We start from the raw sequence: 17703 nt of genomic DNA on the forward strand, positions 1-17703 counted from the left end.
TCCCGGCCTCTGCCTTCAAACCTGCGCACTGGCTGGCAGCAGTTTCGGCTTGCCTAAGTGAACGGCATTAGCGCAAGGGGGCCGCTTTTCCCCTTGCGTTCGCACAGGCGGCTACCATTTAGTACGATCATTGGTTGCTTCGGCGGGCTCCAGCCCGCATCATCCCTATCAGAGGTCGTATGTCGCTTATTCCTGTCACCATCCTTACCGGCTTCCTGGGCTCGGGCAAGACCACGCTGCTCAAGCGCGTGCTGCATGAAACCCACGGCATGAAGATCGCCGTGATCGAAAACGAGTTCGGCGAAGAGAACATCGATACCGACATCCTCAAGACCGAATCCCAGGAGCAGATCCTGCAGATGAGCAATGGCTGCATCTGCTGCACCATCCGCGAAGACCTGCGCGAGGCGCTGCAGCTGCTGGCCGCCAAGCGCCGCCAGGGCCTGGTGGAGTTCGACCGCATCGTGATCGAGACCACCGGCCTGGCCGATCCGGGGCCGGTGGCGCAGACCTTCTTCATGGACGACGAGATCGCCGAAACCTACCTGATCGACTCCATCCTCACCCTGGTCGACGCCAAGCATGCCAACCAGCAACTCGACACCCGCCAGGAGGCGCGCCGCCAGGTCGGCTTTGCCGACCAGATCTTCCTGTCCAAGACCGACCTGGTGAGCGAGGCCGAGAAGCACGAGCTGATCCACCGCCTCAAGCACATGAACCCGCGCGCGCCGATCACCGCGGTGCACTTCGGCGAGGTGCCGCTCAAGGACGTGTTCGACCTGCGCGGCTTCAACCTCAACGCCAAGCTGGACATCGACCCGGACTTCCTCAAGGAAGACGAGCACGACCACAGCCATTGCGACCACGACCATGGGCAGTGCGAGCACGAGCACGGCCAGGGCCACCATGACCACGAGCATGGCGAGCACTGCAGCCATCCGCACCACCACCATCACGACGACGATGTGAAGAGCTTCGTCTACCGCGCCGACAAGCCCTTCGATCCGGCCAAGCTCGAGGACTTCCTGGGCGCGGTGGTCAACATCTACGGCCCGCGCATGCTGCGCTACAAGGGCGTGCTCGACATGAAGGGCACCGACCGCAAGGTGATCTTCCAGGGCGTGCACCAGCTCATGGGCAGCGATTTGGGGCCGCAATGGTCGGCCGACGAGCCGCGCGCCAGCCGCATGGTCTTCATCGGCATCGACCTGCCACAGGACATCCTGCGCCAGGGCCTGGACCAGTGCGTGGTGGCGGCCTGACAGCGCCGCTCAGGGTAAATACGTGCCCCGGGGCCTGCGCGCCGCAAGGGTAATCGGTTGTCCTTGGCTCACAATGCCAATTACAATCGCCGCCCGATAGCCCGAGAGAATGATCGGGCGAGGCTGGCAGACGAAGGTGCCGCAAGCGATCACGCAGATCACGCAATGATTTGTTGCAAGCTCGGAAACGCCTTTTGGTCAAGGAGAGCCAATGGAGTGGCATACAGGATATAGTTCTTGATTGCCCGGGGAAGAATGCCGCCGCCCATCGGCAGCGATGGCACTGGCATTCTTGTGTTGTGGAGGCGGCCTGGCCGTCATTGAGAGTACTGCACCAGTCAGTCCATAAAAGCTATGCCTACGAATTTGCAAACTACGCCCAAACGGGACTCCAAGCTCGGCAGCGCCTGGAAGACCAAGCCTGCGGACGAGTTGACGGACGACGAAGTGCTCGCCATGCCCGAGAGCGAGTACATGAACGAAAAGCAGCTGGCGTTCTTCCGCCACAAGCTGGTGCAGCTCAAGCGCGACATGCATATGAATGCGGACGCAACCACCGAGAACCTGCGCGAAGACACGGTGATCGTGCCCGATCCGGCCGACCGCGCCACCATCGAGGAAGAGCACGCGCTGGTGCTGCGCACCCGCGACCGCGAGCGCAAGCTGCTCAAGAAGATCGACCAGTCGATCGCGCGCATCGACGCGGGCGACTACGGCTACTGCGACGAGACCGGCGAGCCCATCGGTGTCGGCCGCCTGCTGGCGCGCCCCACCGCCACGCTGTCGCTGGAAGCGCAGCAGCGCCGCGAGCTCAAGCAGAAAATGTTCGGGGACTGACCCGGCAGCCGCCGGCGCGGCAAGGGAGGCGGATGGGCATTGACCCCCAAGCCGGCGGCGGCATGCTGGCCAGGATGGCCGGCCTTCTTTTGCGCCGTGCCTCCCGCTTGCTCTCCCGGCCGCCAGCGCAGCCTGCCGGGCAGGGCAGCCAGCAGGCCGCAACGCGCAGGCGGCACAACGACCTGGTGCGCAGGCTGGAGTTCGAGCAGCTGCGCAAGATCCGCGCAGCGGGCGTGGCGGCCGCCGGGCACGGCGGCGCAGCCGGGGCGAGCGGCGGTGCGCAAACGGACCGCAGCGGCACGCTGCAAAAGATCAATGCCATCGAGCGGCAGATGGCGGGCCAATGGGCGCCGACCGTGCCCTCGGGGCAGGAATCCAGTAGTCACTAATTGATAGCTGTTAGCGCTGGCCAGTACTAATTTTCAGATACTTTCATATTGGAAAACAAGGCCTGAAGGGCGCTGGCAGCTATTCATCTTGAAGACGCCCGGCGCTCTCTTGCAATCGGCGCTTCAATCCCCATGTGCCGGGATACTATGGAACAGTACCACGGCACCACCATTCTCAGCGTGCGGCGCGAAACGCCGCAGGGCATCCAGGTCGCGATCGGCGGCGACGGGCAGGTCACCCTCGGCAACATTGTCGTCAAGGGCACCGCGCGCAAGGTGCGCAAGCTCTACCACGGCAAGGTGCTGGCCGGCTTTGCCGGCGCCACCGCCGATGCCTTCACGCTGTTCGAGCGCTTCGAGGCCAAGCTGGACAAGCACCAGGGCCACCTGAGCCGCGCCGCCATCGAGCTGACCAAGGACTGGCGCACCGACCGCGTGCTGCGCCGCCTGGAGGCCATGCTCGCGGTGGCCGACCACACCGCCTCGCTGATCATCACCGGCAACGGCGATGTGCTGGAGCCCGAGCAGGGCATCGTGGCCATCGGCTCGGGCGGCGCCTATGCGCATTCCGCGGCCAAGGCCCTGCTGAACAATACCGAACTGTCGGCCGAGGACGTCGTGCGCAAGTCGCTGGCCATCGCGGGCGAGCTGTGCATCTACACCAACATGCACCACACCGTCGAAGTGCTGTGACCTCTCAAGATTTGATACCCATGTCCTCCATGACCCCCCAGGAAATCGTCTCCGAACTCGACAACCACATCGTCGGGCAGGCCAAGGCCAAGCGCGCGGTGGCCATCGCGCTGCGCAACCGCTGGCGGCGCCAGCAGGTGGCCGAGGGGCTGCGCGCGGAGATCACGCCGAAGAACATCCTGATGATCGGCCCCACCGGCGTGGGCAAGACCGAGATCGCGCGCCGCCTGGCCAAGCTGGCCGATGCGCCCTTCATCAAGGTCGAGGCCACCAAGTTCACCGAGGTCGGCTACGTGGGCAAGGACGTGGACGCCATCATCCGCGACCTGGCCGAGATCGCGGTCAAGCAGACCCGGGCCGCGGACATGAAGAAGGTGCGCGCCCGCGCCGAGGATGCGGCCGAGGAGCGCATCCTCGACGTGCTGATCCCGCAGGCGCGCACCGGCGAAGTGGCGGCCGACAGCACCGCGCGCCAGGTGTTCCGCAAGAAGCTGCGCGAAGGCCAGCTCAACGACAAGGAAATCGAGATCGACCTGGCCGAGCCGCGCCCCAACATCGAGATCATGGGCCCGCAGGGCATGGAAGAGATGGCCGAGCAGCTGCGCGGCATGTTCAGCCAGATGGGCCAGGACAAGCGCAAGACCCGCAAGCTGCGGATCGCCGAGGCGCTGCAGCTGATCGCCGACGAAGAGGCGGCCAAGCTGGTCAACGAGGAAGAGATCAAGCAGCGCGCGGTCGAGAATGCCGAGCAGAACGGCATCGTCTTCATCGACGAGATCGACAAGGTGGCCGCGCGCCAGGAAACCAGCGGCGCCGACGTGTCGCGCCAGGGCGTGCAGCGCGACCTGCTGCCGCTGGTCGAGGGCACCACCGTCTCCACCAAGTACGGCATGGTCAAGACCGACCACATCCTGTTCATCGCCTCGGGCGCCTTCCACCTCTCGCGCCCGAGCGACCTGATCCCCGAGCTGCAGGGGCGCTTTCCGATCCGCGTGGAGCTGGAGTCGCTGTCGGTGCAGGACTTCGAGGCCATCCTCACCCAGACCCACGCCTCGCTGGTCAAGCAGTACCAGGCGCTGCTGGCGACCGAGGGCGTGCAGCTCGACTTCCGCGCCGACGGCATCACCCGCCTGGCGCAGATCGCCTTCGATGTGAACGAGCGCACCGAGAACATCGGCGCCCGGCGCCTCGCCACGGTGATGGAGCGGCTGCTGGAAGAGGTCAGCTTCGAGGCCACCAGGCTGGGCGGCCAGAGCGTGGTGGTCGATGCGGCCTATGTGGACTCGCGCCTGCAGATGCTCAGCCAGAACGAGGACCTGTCGCGCTACATTCTCTGACGCAAACCGGGCCGGAGCCGGGCTTCGGGCCCGGTATTCGGCCGTAGAATTCAGGGTTGCGAAGTAAGCGCCTGCCAACTAGTTGGCAGGCGCTTACTTATTATGCGGTGCTTGCATAGGCCCTGCGGCCAAGTGCAACCAAATGCATCTTGTTGGTCTGCGCGGATGGCATATTCAATCTAAGAAGTCGCATCCATAGAGACTCCTAAGTGCTTATCAAATAATGAAATTTTGCTTGAAAAAATCCATCGAAACCTGCCGGTAAGTTGTTGATTTCATTGCAAAAGATTGTGGTGCCGCTTGGTTGGCCTGGTATTTCCTGATACAGTGGGAAAAAGTGCACTTTTGTGGGAAAAAGTGCAATCGCCCCCGCCATCAACCATTACCTCAAGGGCCCGCTTCGTGTTCCAGGGAGCCTCTTCGATCAGCCTCGATGCGAAGGGTCGGTTATCCATACCGACCCGGCACCGCGACGCGCTGCTCAAGAATGGCGGCCAGCTCACGATCACCCGCCACCCCCATGGCTGCCTGATGGTCTTCCCGCGCGAGGAGTGGACCGTGTTCAGCGCCCGCGTGGCGCAGCTGCCCATCAGCGCCCAATGGCACAAGCGCCTGTTCCTGGGCAACGCCATGGACGTGGAGATGGATGCGACCGGGCGCATTCTGGTCTCGCCCGAGCTGCGGGCCGCGGCCCACATCACCAAGGACGCGATGCTCATGGGCATGGGCAGCCACTTCGAGCTGTGGGACAAGGCCACCTACGAGGAAAAAGAAGCCGAGGCTCTCCAGCAGGAGACGCCCGAGGCATTGAAAGACTTTGCATTCTGAGGCGGCCGTGCAAGTAGCGACATACGAACACACCACCGTCCTGCTCCAGGAGGCCGTGGAGGCCCTGGCGCTGGCGGCCATGCCTGCCGGCGCGCTGGTGGTGGACGGCACCTTCGGCCGCGGCGGCCATGCGCGCGCCATCCTGGCCGGGCTGCCGGCCGGCGGCCGCCTGGTGGCCTTCGACAAGGACGAGGAGGCGATCGCCGCCGCCGCGCAGATCGGCGATCCGCGCTTCGGCATCCGCCACCAGGGCTTCCAGCACCTGGGCGAGCTGGAGCCGGGCAGCGTCAGCGGCATCCTGCTCGACCTGGGCGTGAGTTCGCCGCAGATCGACAGCCCGGCACGCGGCTTCAGTTTCCGGTTCGACGGCCCGCTGGACATGCGCATGGATACCTCGGCCGGCCTCAGCGTGGCCGAATGGCTGCAGGAGGCGGATGTCCAGCAGATAGCGGAGGTGATTCGTGACTTTGGTGAAGAACGGTTTGCTGGGCCCATTGCAAAGGCGATTGTTGCTCGGCGCGAGGCGGGATCTGCGCTGTCAACCACCGCCCATCTGGCCGAGCTCGTGGCTGGCACGGTCAAGACACGAGAGGCGGGCCAGCATCCCGCCACGCGCACATTTCAGGCTTTTCGGATTTTCATCAACGCCGAGCTGGAGGAGCTCCAGCAGGCGCTGAAGGCCAGCCTGCGGGTGCTCGCGCCCGGCGCTCGCCTGGTGGTCATCAGCTTTCATTCGCTGGAGGACCGCATCGTCAAGCAGTTCATCGCACAGCATTCCAAGGACGTCTACGACCGCCGCGCGCCGTTTGCGCCGCCCAAGCCCATGCTGCTGAAGGCGCTGGCGCGCGTGCGCCCCGGCGAGCGCGAAGTGCAGGCCAACCCCCGCGCCCGCAGCGCGGTGATGCGGGTGGCCGAGCGTACGGAGACGCCGCTGTGAGCGCCGCCACCCCAACCCTGGCCCAGGAGGTGCGCGCATGCTGCTGCGCCTGAACATTCTCTTGCTGCTGCTGGTGATGCTCAGCGCCATGGCGCTGATCCAGTCGCAATACGACTCGCGCAAGCTGTTCACCGAGCTGGACCGCGCGGTGGCCGAGTCGCGCCAGCTGGAAACCGACCACCAGCGCCTGCAGGTTGAAAAGCGCGCCCAGGCCACGCCGCTGCGCCTGGAGCAGATGGCGCGCGACAAGCTGGGCATGCAATCGGCCACGCCGGCGGTGACGCTCTATGTGCCCGAGCCGGCCGGCACTGGCGGAGGTGCGCAATGAGCCGCGGCCTGCGCTACTCCTCCAGCCCGCTGCTGGCCAGCAAGACGCCGCTGTGGCGCAGCCGCTTCTTCATGATGGCGCTGGCGCTGGGCTTTTTCGCGCTGGTGTCGCGCGCCGCCTACGTGCAGGTGATCGACAACGATTTCTTCCAGCGCCAGGGCGCGGTGCGCTTTGCGCGCACGCTGGAGCTGCCCGCCAACCGCGGCCGCATCCTCGACCGCAACGGCCTCATCCTGGCCTCCAGCGTGCCGGCCGCCAGCATCTGGGCGATCCCCGAGGACGTGGAATCCGACGACCCCGCGGTGCAGGCCAAGCTCAAGGAGATGGCCAAGCTCATGGGCATGCCCTACCAGGCGCTCAGCGCCAAGCTGGCCGACGAGGACAAGAGCTTCGTCTGGGTCAAGCGCCAGCTCGACTGGGACCTGGGCCAGAAGATCAAGGCGCTCGACGTCAAGGGCGTCTACCTGCGCAAGGAATACAAGCGCCAGTACCCCGAGGGCGAGCCGGCCGCGCACGTGGTCGGCTTCACCAATGTGGAAGACCATGGCCAGGAAGGCATGGAGCTGGCGTTCGACAAGGACCTGGCCGGCAAGCCCGGCTCGCGCCGCGTGATCAAGGACCGCCTGGGCCGGGTGGTCGAAGGCGTGGGGGTCGAGGTCCCGCCGGCCGACGGCAAGGACATCCAGCTGTCCATCGACAGCAAGGTGCAGTTCTTCGCCTACCAGAAGCTGCGCGACCAGGTGGCCGCCTTCAAGGCCAAGGCCGGCAGCGTGGTGGTGCTCGACGCCCACACCGGCGAAGTGCTGGCGCTGGCCAACTACCCCAGCTACAACCCCAACAACCGCCTGCACCTGACCGGCGAGCAGCTGCGCAACCGCGCGATCACCGATACCTTCGAGCCCGGCTCGACGATGAAGCCCATCACCATCGGCACCGCACTGGAGCTCGGGCGCGTCAAGCCCGGCACGGTGATCGACACCTCGCCCGGGCGCTTCAACATCGGCGGCTTCACCATCACCGACACGCACAACTACGGCGCGCTCACGGTGGACGGCGTGATCCAGAAGTCCAGCAACATCGGCGCGCTCAAGGTCGCGCAGCGCATGTCGCCGCAGGAGATGTGGACCGTGCACACCGCGCTCGGCTACGGGCAAAAGCCGCAGATCGCATTCCCCGGCGCGGCCGGCGGGCGCCTGCGTCCCTGGAAGAGCTGGAAGCCGGTGGAGCAGGCGACCATCGCCTACGGCTACGGCCTGTCGGCCTCACTGTTCCAGATGGCGCGCTCCTACACCGTGTTCTCCAACAACGGCAAGGTCATCCCCGCCACCATGCTCAAGAGCAGCGAAACCCCGGTGGGCACGCAGATCTTCTCGCAAAAGACCGCCGAAGAGGTGCGCCACATGCTGTGGCTGGCCGCCGGCCCGGGCGGCACCGGCCAGAAGGCGCAGACCGTGGGCTACTCCGTCGGCGGCAAGTCCGGCACGGCGCGCAAGCAGGCCGGCCGGGGCTACGCGGCCGGCAAGTACCGCTCCTGGTTCACCGGCATGGCGCCGATCGAGAATCCGCGCGTCATCGTCGCGGTGATGATCGACGAGCCCACCGCCGGCAGCTACTACGGCGGCACCGTGGCCGGCCCGGTGTTCAGCGAAGTCGTGCAGCAGACGCTGCGCATCCTGGGCGTGCAGCCCGACATGACGGTCAAGCCGCAGATCGTGGCCACCACGGTGGAGGAGCCGCTGTGACCCAGGCGCTCGCTCCCCTCGCGCTGCAGTCGGCCGGCCAGGTGGTCGACTGGCTGCGCGCGCGCGTGCCGGCCGGCGGCAGCCTGCGCACCGACAGCCGGCAAGTGGCGCCGGGCGATGCCTTCATCGCCTGGCCCGGCGGCGTGAGCGACGGCCGGGCCTTCGTGGCCGACGCGGTGGCCCGCGGCGCGGTGGCCTGCGTGGTCGAGCGCGCGGGCGCCGAGGCATTCCAGTGGGACGGCCTGCCAGTGGCGGCGCTGCCCGCGCTCAAGGCCGCCTGCGGCCCCATCGCCGCGCAATGGTTTGCGCAGCCCAGCCGGCAGCTCGACGTGATCGCCATCACCGGCACCAACGGCAAGACCAGCACCAGCTGGTGGCTGGCGCAGGCCATCGGCCATTTGTGCCAGCGCGGCGTGCTGGCGCACCGCGGCAGCGCGCTGGTCGGCACGCTCGGCGTGGGCGTCGCGCCCGACCAGCTGGTGAGCACCGGCATGACCACGCCCGACCCGGTGCTGCTGCAGCAGCAGCTGCGGCAGTTCGCCGACCAGGGGCTGGGCGCCTGCGTGATGGAGGCCTCGTCGATCGGTATCGCGGAGCACCGGCTGGACGGCACGCAGATCCGCGTCGCGGTGTTCACCAATTTCACCCAGGACCACCTCGACTACCACGGCTCCATGCAGGCCTACTGGCAGGCCAAGCGCGCGCTGTTCGACTGGCCGGGGCTCAAGAGCGCCGTCGTCCATCTCGACGATCCCAAGGGCGTGGAGCTGGCCGGCGAGCTGGCCGCCTCGGCGCTTCAGCTGTGGACCACCTCGGCCGCCGGCGCGGCGGCGCGCATCGGCGCCCACCGCATCCGCATGGCCGAGCAGGGCCTGGCCTTCGAGGTGCGCGAGGGCGGGCAGCGGCTGGAGCTGCGCAGCCAGGTGATAGGCCAGTACAACGTGGGCAACCTGCTGCAGGTGATCGCCTCGCTGCGCGCGCTGGGCGTCGGCCTGGCGGACGCGGTCGCCGCCTGCCAGGCGCTGGCGCCGGTGCCGGGGCGCATGGAGCAGGTGGCGGCGCCCGGCGCGCCGCTGGTGGCCATCGACTATTCGCACACTCCCGATGCGCTGGAGAAGGCGCTGGCCGCGCTGCGCCCCATGGCCGGGCAGCGTGGCGGGCAGCTGTGGTGCGTGTTCGGCTGCGGCGGCAACCGCGACGCGGCCAAGCGCCCGCTGATGGGCGGCATCGCGCAGCGGCTGGCCGACCGCGTGATCGTCACCAGCGACAACCCGCGCAACGAAGAGCCGCTGGCCATCATCGCGCAGATCGAGGCCGGCATGTCGGCCAGCAGCGCCTGGCACACGCAGCCGGACCGGGCCGCGGCGATTGCCGAGGCCGTCGCCCAGGCGCAGCCGCAGGACGTGATCCTGCTGGCCGGCAAGGGGCATGAGGACTACCAGGAGATCCGCGGTGCCCGGCACCCGTTTCTCGACAAGGCGCAGGCGCAGGCCGCGCTGCAACGCAGAAAGACCAAGGCATGACGACGATGATGACGCTGCAGCAGGCGCTGGGCTTCATCCAGCCGCGCATACCAGAAGCCAGCTTGGTTGGCGATGGTGCCACGCCGCTGGCGCGGGTGCACAGCGACACGCGCACGCTCGCGGCCGGCGACCTGTTCGTGGCGCTGCGCGGCGAGCGCTTCGACGGCAACCGTTTCCTGGCCGAGGCCAAGGCGGCCGGCGCCACGGCCGCGCTGGCCGAGATCGACCCCGCGGCCGCTGGCCTGCCCGGCATCGTGGTGCCCGATGCGCTGAAGGCCCTGGGTGCGCTGGCCACCGGCTGGCGCGCGCAGTGGAGCCTGCCGCTGATCGCGGTCACCGGCAGCAACGGCAAGACCACGGTGACGCAGATGATCGCCGCCATCCTGCGCGCCGAGGCCGGCGCGGCCGCGCTGGCCACGCAGGGCAACCTGAACAACGAGATCGGCGTGCCGCTGACGCTGCTGCGCCTGGCCGCCGGGCACCGGCTGGCGGTGGTGGAGCTGGGCATGAACCATCCCGGCGAGATCGCGGTGCTGGCGCGCATGGCGCAGCCCACGGTGGCGCTGGTCAACAACGCCCAGCGCGAGCACCAGGAATTCATGCACACGGTGCAAGCCGTGGCGCGCGAGAACGGCGCGGTGATCGAGGCGCTGCCGGCCGGCGGCGTGGCCGTGTTCCCCGCCGGCGATGCCTATATCGCGCTGTGGCAGGACATGGCCGCCGGGCGCCGCGTGTGCACCTTCGGCGACGGCGGCGCGGCCGATGTGCAATGCCGCGATGCCCGCTGGCTGGGCGATGCCTGGCAGTTCACGCTGCGCACGCCGCAGGGCGAGGCCGGCATCCGGCTGCACATCGCCGGGCGGCACAACCTGCGCAATGCCGCCGCCGCGGCGGCCTGCGCGCTGGCCGCGGGCGTGCCGCTGGCATCGGTGGCGCGCGGCCTGTCCGAGTTCGCGCCGGTGCAGGGGCGCTCGCGGGCGCTGAGCGTATCGCTGGGCGGGCGCACCATCACCGTGGTGGACGACAGCTACAACGCCAACCCGGACTCGGTGCAGGCGGCGATCGACGTGCTGTGCGAGCTGCCCGGGCCGCAGCTGCTGGTGCTGGGCGACATGGGCGAGGTGGGCGACCAGGGGCCGCAGTTCCATGCCGAGGCCGGGCGCTATGCGCGCGACAAGCGCATACCGGCGGTGTTCGCGCTGGGCGAGCTGTCGCGCCACGCGGTCGCGGCCTTTGGCGAAGGCGCCCGGGTTTTCGAATCCATGGAGCTGCTGCAGGCAGCGGTTTTGCAAGCGCTGCCGCAGGTGGGCAGCGTGCTGGTGAAGGGGTCGAGGTTCATGAAGATGGAGCGGGTGGTGCAAGGCGTGCTGGCGGCCAGGACGGAGGGCGCGGCATGCTGATGTGGCTCGCCCAATGGCTGCAGGGATTGACGCCCGAGCTGGGTTTTTTGCGCGTCTTCCAGTACCTGACCTTCCGGGCGGTGATGGGCGCGCTGACCGCGCTGGTGATCGGCCTGGTGGCCGGCCCGCGCGTGATCCGCACGCTGTCCGCGCTCAAGATCGGCCAGCCGATCCGCGGCTACGGCATGCAGACGCACTTGTCCAAGAGCGGCACGCCCACCATGGGCGGCGTGCTGATCCTGATGTCGATCGCGATCGCCACGCTGCTGTGGGCCGATCCGTCGAACCGCTTCGTGTGGGTGGTGTTGGCGGTGACGCTGGGCATGGGCGCGATCGGCTGGGTGGACGACTGGCGCAAGGTGGTGCGCAAGGACCCGGAGGGCATGCGCTCGCGCGAGAAGTATTTCTGGCAGTCGGTGATCGGCCTGGGCGCCGCGCTGTACCTGGTGTTCTGCATCTCCGAGAACACCAATGCCGAAGTCTGGGACCTGTTCGTCTCCTGGGCCAAGTCGGGCTTCGCGCTGGACCTGCCGCCCAAGGCCGGGCTGCTGGTGCCCTTCTTCAAGGAGGTGAGCTATCCGCTGGGCGTGCTGGGCTTCGTGATCCTGACCTACCTGGTGATCGTGGGCACCAGCAACGCGGTCAACCTGACCGACGGCCTCGACGGCCTGGCCATCATGCCGGTGGTGATGGTGGGCTCGGTGCTGGGCGTGTTCGCCTACGTGAGCGGCAGCGTCACCTTCTCCAAGTACCTGCTGTTCCCGCACATCGGCGGCGCGGGCGAGCTGATGATCTTCTGCTCGGCCATGGCCGGCGCGGGGCTGGCCTTCCTGTGGTTCAACACCCATCCGGCGCAGGTGTTCATGGGCGACGTGGGCGCGCTGGCGCTGGGCGGCGCGCTGGGCACCATCGCGGTGATCGTGCGCCAGGAGATCGTGCTGGCCATCATGGGCGGCATCTTCGTGGCCGAGGCGGTATCGGTGATGGTGCAGGTGGTCTGGTTCAAGTACACCAAGAAGCGCTATGGCGAAGGCCGGCGCCTGCTGAAGATGGCGCCGCTGCACCATCACTTCGAAAAGAGCGGATGGAAGGAGACGCAGGTGGTCGTGCGTTTCTGGATCATCACCATGCTGCTGTGCCTCATCGGCCTGTCCACCTTGAAGCTGCGATGAACACCATGCACAACCAACCCGTACTGATCCTGGGCCTGGGCGATTCCGGCCTGGCAATGGCGCGCTGGTGCACGCGCCAGGGCGCGCGGGTCTTGGTGGCCGATACCCGCGAGGCACCGCCGCAGCTGGAGCGCCTGCGGGCCGACTGCCCGCAGGCGGTGTTCGTGCCCGGCGCGTTCAGCGCGCAGCTGCTGTGGCGCGACGACGCCGCGATGGCGGCGGTCTACCGCTCGCCGGGCCTGAGCCCGGCCGCGATCGCTCCCGTGCTGCAGGCCGCCGGCGCGGGCGGCATCCGAGTCTCCGGCGAGCTGGACCTGTTTTCGCAGGCCCTGGCCGAACTGGCGGCCGGGCAGCAGTACCAGCCCAAGGTGCTGGCCGTCACCGGCACCAACGGCAAGACCACCGTCACCGCGCTGACCGGGCTGCTGGTGGAGCGCGCCGACAAGACGGTGGCCGTGGCCGGCAACATCGGCCCGACCCTGCTCGACACGTTGGCCGCGCGCCTGGACGCGGGCACGCTGCCCGAGGTCTGGGTGCTGGAGCTGTCGAGCTTCCAGCTCGATGCGGCGAGCGGCTTCGAGCCCACGGCCGCGGTGGTGCTGAACATCACCCAGGACCACCTGGACTGGCACGGCTCCATGCAGGCCTATGCGCAGGCCAAGGCCCGGATTTTCGGCCGCGAGGCCCTGATGGTGCTCAACCGCGACGACGCCGAGGTGATGGCCATGCTGCCGCCGCCGGTGCGCGTCAAGCTGCAGCGGCCGCAGCAGCGCCGGCATGTGACTTTTGGCGCCGGCCTGCCCACGCAGCCCGGCGACTATGGCCTGGAATCGGTGGGTGGCATGACTTGGCTGGTGCGCGCCCAGGACGACGAGGGCGAGCGCCGCCGCCCCGGCGCCGCGGTGGACGATGTGTTCGTGCAGCGCCTGATGCCCGCCGATGCGCTGCGCATCCGCGGCCGCCACAACGCGCTGAACGCGCTCGCCGCGCTGGCGCTGGCCAGCGCCGCGGGCTGCGCGCTCGCGCCCATGCTCTACGGCCTGCGCGAATACCGCGGCGAGCCGCACCGCGTCGAACCCATCGGCGTGGTGGCCGAGGTCGAATACTTCGACGACAGCAAGGGCACCAATGTGGGCGCCACCGTGGCCGCGCTCGAAGGCCTGGGGCCGGAGCGCCGCCTGGTAGTGATCCTGGGCGGCGACGGCAAGGGCCAGGACTTCGCGCCGCTGGCCGCGCCCGTGGCCCGCTATGCGCGGGCCGTGGTGCTGATCGGGCGCGATGCGCCGCAGATCGCCGCAGCCCTGCACGACGTGGCCGTGCCGCAACTGCAGGCGGCATCCATGGAAGAGGCCGTGGCGCTGGCCAGCGAGAAGGCCCATGCGGGCGACGCGGTGCTGATGTCGCCGGCCTGCGCCAGCCTCGACATGTTCCGCAACTACGCGCACCGCTCCGAAGTGTTCTGCGCGGCGGTGGCGGAGCTGGCGGCCGACAAGGGGCAAAGCCTGGAGGTGCTGTCATGAGTTCCACCCAGCGCGCGGGCGTCTTCGGCTGGTTCCGGTCCGGCGGCGAGAAGCCGGTGGACATCCTGCCGGTGCGCGTCGGCGGCAACGAATACCGCCAGGGCCCGGCCAACACCGCCAACATCTTCGGCGCCGACCAGACGCTGATCTGGCTGGTGGTGGGCATTCTGTCCTGGGGCGTGGTGATGGTGTTCTCGGCCTCGATCGCGATGTCGGACAACCCGCGCTTCGGCAACATCTCGCACTACTACTTCTTCCAGCGCCATCTGCTCAGCCTGCTGCTGGGCACGGTGGCCGCGGTGCTGGCCTTTCAGGTGCCGATGGCCGTGTGGGAGCGCTGGGCGCCGTGGATGTTCATCGTCTCCATCGTGCTACTGATCGCGGTGTTGGTGCCGCATGTGGGCACGGTGGTGAACGGCGCGCGGCGCTGGCTGTCGCTGGGCATCATGAACTTCCAGCCCTCCGAGCTGGCCAAGCTGGCGGTGCTGATGTATGCCTGCGACTACATGGTGCGCAAGATGGAGGTCAAGGAGCGCTTCTTTCGCGCGGTGCTGCCGATGGGGCTGGCGGTGGGCATCGTCGGCGCGCTGCTGCTGGCCGAGCCCGACATGGGCGCCTTCATGGTGATCGCTGTGATCGCCATGGGCATCCTGTTCCTCGGCGGCGTGAATGCCCGCATGTTCTTCCTGATCGCCGCGGTGCTGGTGGTGGCGTTCGCCGCGATCGTGATGACCTCGGAATGGCGCCGCGAGCGGATCTTCGCCTACCTCGACCCCTGGAGCGAACAGCATGCGCTGGGCAAGGGCTACCAGCTCTCGCATTCGCTGATCGCCATCGGCCGCGGCGAGATCTTCGGCGTGGGCCTGGGGGGCAGCGTCGAGAAACTGCACTGGCTGCCCGAGGCGCACACCGACTTTCTGCTGGCCGTGATCGGTGAGGAGCTGGGCCTGGTCGGCATCGCGGTGCTGCTGGGCATGTTCTTCTTCATGATCCGGCGCATCGTCGAGATCGGCCGCCACGCGATCCGGCTCGACCGGCTGTTCTCGGGCCTGGTGGCGCAGGGCGTGGCGATCTGGATTGGTTTCCAGACCTTCATCAACGTCGGCGTGAATCTGGGCGCGCTGCCCACCAAGGGGCTGACGCTGCCGCTGATGAGCTTCGGCGGCTCGGCCGTGCTGATGAACCTGGTGGCGATAGCCATCGTGCTGCGCATCGATTGCGAGAACAAGGCGCTGGGAGGGCCGCGGGTATGAGCGGCAAGACGGCACTCATCATGGCGGGCGGCACCGGAGGGCATATCTTCCCGGGGCTGGCGGTCGCGCATGAGCTGCGCCAGCGCGGCTGGCGGGTGCATTGGCTGGGCGCGCCCGGCAGCATGGAAGAGCGCCTGGTGCCGCCGCAGGGCTTCGCGTTCGAGCCGGTGGAATTCTCCGGCGTGCGCGGCAAGGGGCTGGCCTCGCTGGCGGGCCTGCCGGCGCGCCTGTTCAAGGCGCTGCGCCAGGCGCGCGCGGCCATCCGGCGCGTGCGCCCCGACGTGGTCGTGGGCCTGGGCGGCTACATCACCGTGCCCGGCGGCGTGATGGCGCGCCTGAGCGGCACGCCGCTGGTGCTGCACGAGCAGAACTCGGTGGCCGGCATGGCCAACAAGCTGCTGGCGCGCTGGGCGCGCCGGGTGTTCACCGCATTCCCGGATGTGCTGGCCGGCGCCGAATGGGTGGGCAACCCGCTGCGCCCCGAATTCACGCGCCAGGCCGCGCCGGCCGAGCGCTTTGCCGGCCGCAGCGGGCCTTTGAGGCTGCTGGTGGTGGGCGGCAGCCTGGGGGCGAAGGCGCTCAACAGCGTGGTGCCGCAGGCGCTGGCGCTGCTGCCCGAGGGCGCGCGGCCCCAGGTCACGCACCAAAGCGGTGCCAAGCAGATCGACGAGCTGACGCGCAACTACGCCCAGGCCGGCGTGCAGGCGCAGCTCACCCCCTTCATCGACGATGCGGCCCGGGCCTATGCCGATGCCGATGTGATCGTCTGCCGCGCGGGCGCCAGCACGGTGACCGAGCTGGCCGCCGTGGGCGCGGCCGCGGTGTTCGTGCCTTTTCCCTCGGCGGTGGACGACCACCAGACCACGAACGCGCGCTTCCTCGTCGATGCCGGCGCGGGCTGGCTGGTGCAGCAGGCGGATCTGTCGGCGCAGAAACTCGCCGAAATGCTAGAAGAAATGCAGCGTCCAGCACTGATGGACTGCGCGCAAAAGGCCAAGAAGATGCAAAAACTGGACGCCGCCCAACGGGTGGCCGACGCCTGCGAGGTACTGGCATGAAACACGCCATCCAGCGCATCCATTTCGTGGGCATAGGCGGTGCCGGCATGAGTGGCATCGCCGAGGTGCTGCACAACCTGGGCTACCGCGTCTCGGGCTCCGACCTGGCCGACAGCGCCACGCTGCAGCGCCTGCAGGGCCTGGGCATCCGCACCTTCGTGGGCCATGACGGCGCCCACATCGAGGGCGCGCAGGCGGTGGTCACCTCCACCGCGGTGCAGGCCGACAACCCCGAGGTGCTGGCCGCGCGCGCGCTGCACATCCCGGTGGTGCCGCGCGCGCTGATGCTGGCCGAGCTGATGCGGCTGCGCAAGGGCATCGCGATTGCCGGCACGCACGGCAAGACCACCACCACCAGCCTGGTCACCAGCGTGCTGGCCGAGGCCGGGCTGGACCCGACCTTCGTGATCGGCGGCAAGCTCAACAGCGCCGGCGCCAATGCGCGCCTGGGGCAGGGCGAGTACATCGTGGTCGAGGCCGACGAGTCCGACGCCTCGTTCCTGAACCTGCTGCCGGTGATGGCGGTGGTGACCAACATCGACGCCGACCACATGGAGACCTACGGCCACGACTTCGGCCGGCTGCAGACGGCGTTCGTCGACTTCCTCAACCGCATGCCGTTCTACGGCCGCGCGGTGCTGTGCGTGGACAGCCCGGCGGTGGCCGAGATCGTCGAGCGCGTGGCCTGCGGCGTCACCACCTACGGCCTGCACGAGTCGGCCCAGGTGCGCGCGGTCGACGTGCGGGCCCAGGCGGGGCAGATGCGCTTTGCGGTGCGGCGCGCCGGCCGGCCCGATCTGGACGTGGTGCTGAACCTGGCCGGCGAGCACAACGTGCTCAATGCGCTGTCGGCGATCGCGATCGCGATGGAGCTAGGCATAGACGATGCGGCGCTGCTCAAGGCGCTGCAGGGCTTCACCGGCGTGGGGCGGCGCTTCCAGCGCTACGGCGAGGCGCCGACCGCAGGCGGCGGCGCCTGCACCGTGATCGACGACTACGGCCACCATCCGGTGGAGATGGCCGCGACCATCGCCGCCGCGCGTGGCGCCTTCCCCGGGCGCCGGCTGTTGCTGGCCTTCCAGCCGCACCGCTATACCCGCACCCGCGACTGCTTCGAGGATTTCGTCAAGGTCATCGGCGCGGCCGACGTGGCGGTGCTCACCGAGGTCTATGCCGCGGGCGAGGCGCCCATCGTCGCCGCCGATGGCCGCGCGCTGACCCGCGCGCTGCGCGTGGGCGGCCAGGTGGAGCCGGTGTTCGTCGAGCGGGTGGCCGAGCTGCCCCAGGCCCTGGCCGGCATCGCCAGGGATGGCGACGTGGTGCTGTGCATGGGCGCGGGCTCCATCGGCCAGGTGGCCGGCCAGCTCGTTGAATTGCTATCGAACCAAGAGCGTGTTGCGCAGGAAGGGCGCGCACTATGAGTG

16 protein-coding genes are annotated in these 17703 nt (G+C 68.5%); all 16 read left to right on the top strand.

What is annotated here, in order from left to right; genetic code table 11:
- Positions 1 to 179: 179 nt before the first annotated feature.
- Positions 180 to 1262, top strand: coding sequence for a CobW family GTP-binding protein (locus tag ACODRX_RS21560; RefSeq protein ID WP_488873591.1), 1083 nt, complete (start codon positions 180 to 182; stop codon positions 1260 to 1262).
- A 354-nt stretch (positions 1263 to 1616) separates the two neighbouring features.
- Complete coding sequence (gene dksA / locus ACODRX_RS21565; RefSeq protein WP_488873592.1) at positions 1617 to 2099, top strand: RNA polymerase-binding protein DksA; 483 nt, start codon at positions 1617 to 1619, stop codon at positions 2097 to 2099.
- A gap of 32 nt (positions 2100 to 2131) precedes the next feature.
- Positions 2132 to 2488, top strand: coding sequence for a hypothetical protein (locus ACODRX_RS21570; protein ID WP_488873593.1), 357 nt, complete (start codon positions 2132 to 2134; stop codon positions 2486 to 2488).
- Between the two features lie 147 nt (positions 2489 to 2635).
- Positions 2636 to 3181: an ATP-dependent protease subunit HslV gene (gene hslV, locus ACODRX_RS21575; RefSeq protein ID WP_488873594.1), complete on the top strand. Its 546-nt coding sequence runs from the start codon at positions 2636 to 2638 to the stop codon at positions 3179 to 3181.
- Between the two features lie 20 nt (positions 3182 to 3201).
- Positions 3202 to 4518: an ATP-dependent protease ATPase subunit HslU gene (gene hslU / locus ACODRX_RS21580; protein ID WP_488873595.1), complete on the top strand. Its 1317-nt coding sequence runs from the start codon at positions 3202 to 3204 to the stop codon at positions 4516 to 4518.
- 402 nt (positions 4519 to 4920) lie between these two features.
- A complete protein-coding gene (gene mraZ, locus ACODRX_RS21585) occupies positions 4921 to 5346 on the top strand; it encodes a division/cell wall cluster transcriptional repressor MraZ (RefSeq protein WP_488873596.1) in 426 nt (141 codons plus the stop codon).
- A gap of 7 nt (positions 5347 to 5353) precedes the next feature.
- Complete coding sequence (rsmH, locus tag ACODRX_RS21590) at positions 5354 to 6283, top strand: 16S rRNA (cytosine(1402)-N(4))-methyltransferase RsmH (protein WP_488873597.1); 930 nt, start codon at positions 5354 to 5356, stop codon at positions 6281 to 6283.
- A 40-nt stretch (positions 6284 to 6323) separates the two neighbouring features.
- On the top strand, positions 6324 to 6611 hold the full coding sequence (ftsL, locus tag ACODRX_RS21595) for a cell division protein FtsL (protein WP_488873633.1): 288 nt from the start codon (positions 6324 to 6326) through the stop codon (positions 6609 to 6611).
- Positions 6608 to 8353 carry a peptidoglycan D,D-transpeptidase FtsI family protein gene (locus ACODRX_RS21600; RefSeq protein WP_488873598.1) on the top strand — a complete coding sequence of 582 codons (1746 nt, stop codon included), beginning with the start codon at positions 6608 to 6610 and terminating at the stop codon, positions 8351 to 8353. The genes ftsL and ACODRX_RS21600 overlap by 4 nt, the downstream gene beginning before the upstream one ends.
- On the top strand, positions 8350 to 9876 hold the full coding sequence (locus tag ACODRX_RS21605) for a UDP-N-acetylmuramoyl-L-alanyl-D-glutamate--2,6-diaminopimelate ligase (RefSeq protein ID WP_488873599.1): 1527 nt from the start codon (positions 8350 to 8352) through the stop codon (positions 9874 to 9876). Before ACODRX_RS21600 ends, ACODRX_RS21605 begins: the two co-directional genes overlap by 4 nt.
- A 5-nt stretch (positions 9877 to 9881) precedes the next feature.
- Complete coding sequence (locus ACODRX_RS21610) at positions 9882 to 11276, top strand: UDP-N-acetylmuramoyl-tripeptide--D-alanyl-D-alanine ligase (protein ID WP_488873634.1); 1395 nt, start codon at positions 9882 to 9884, stop codon at positions 11274 to 11276.
- Positions 11270 to 12448 (top strand): phospho-N-acetylmuramoyl-pentapeptide-transferase, encoded by a 1179-nt coding sequence (gene mraY / locus ACODRX_RS21615; RefSeq protein ID WP_488873600.1) that lies wholly within the window; start codon positions 11270 to 11272, stop codon positions 12446 to 12448. The genes ACODRX_RS21610 and mraY overlap by 7 nt, the downstream gene beginning before the upstream one ends.
- Positions 12445 to 13968 (top strand): UDP-N-acetylmuramoyl-L-alanine--D-glutamate ligase, encoded by a 1524-nt coding sequence (gene murD / locus ACODRX_RS21620; RefSeq protein WP_488873601.1) that lies wholly within the window; start codon positions 12445 to 12447, stop codon positions 13966 to 13968. Before mraY ends, murD begins: the two co-directional genes overlap by 4 nt.
- On the top strand, positions 13965 to 15221 hold the full coding sequence (gene ftsW, locus ACODRX_RS21625) for a putative lipid II flippase FtsW (RefSeq protein ID WP_488873602.1): 1257 nt from the start codon (positions 13965 to 13967) through the stop codon (positions 15219 to 15221). Before murD ends, ftsW begins: the two co-directional genes overlap by 4 nt.
- The gene (gene murG / locus ACODRX_RS21630; protein ID WP_488873603.1) at positions 15218 to 16279 is read left to right on the top strand and encodes an undecaprenyldiphospho-muramoylpentapeptide beta-N-acetylglucosaminyltransferase; all 1062 of its coding nucleotides are present in this window, start codon (positions 15218 to 15220) and stop codon (positions 16277 to 16279) included. The genes ftsW and murG overlap by 4 nt, the downstream gene beginning before the upstream one ends.
- Positions 16276 to 17700 (top strand): UDP-N-acetylmuramate--L-alanine ligase, encoded by a 1425-nt coding sequence (gene murC, locus ACODRX_RS21635; protein WP_488873604.1) that lies wholly within the window; start codon positions 16276 to 16278, stop codon positions 17698 to 17700. Before murG ends, murC begins: the two co-directional genes overlap by 4 nt.
- Positions 17701 to 17703: the final 3 nt, after the last annotated feature.

The organism is Comamonas sp. FG99 (genome assembly GCF_057808605.1).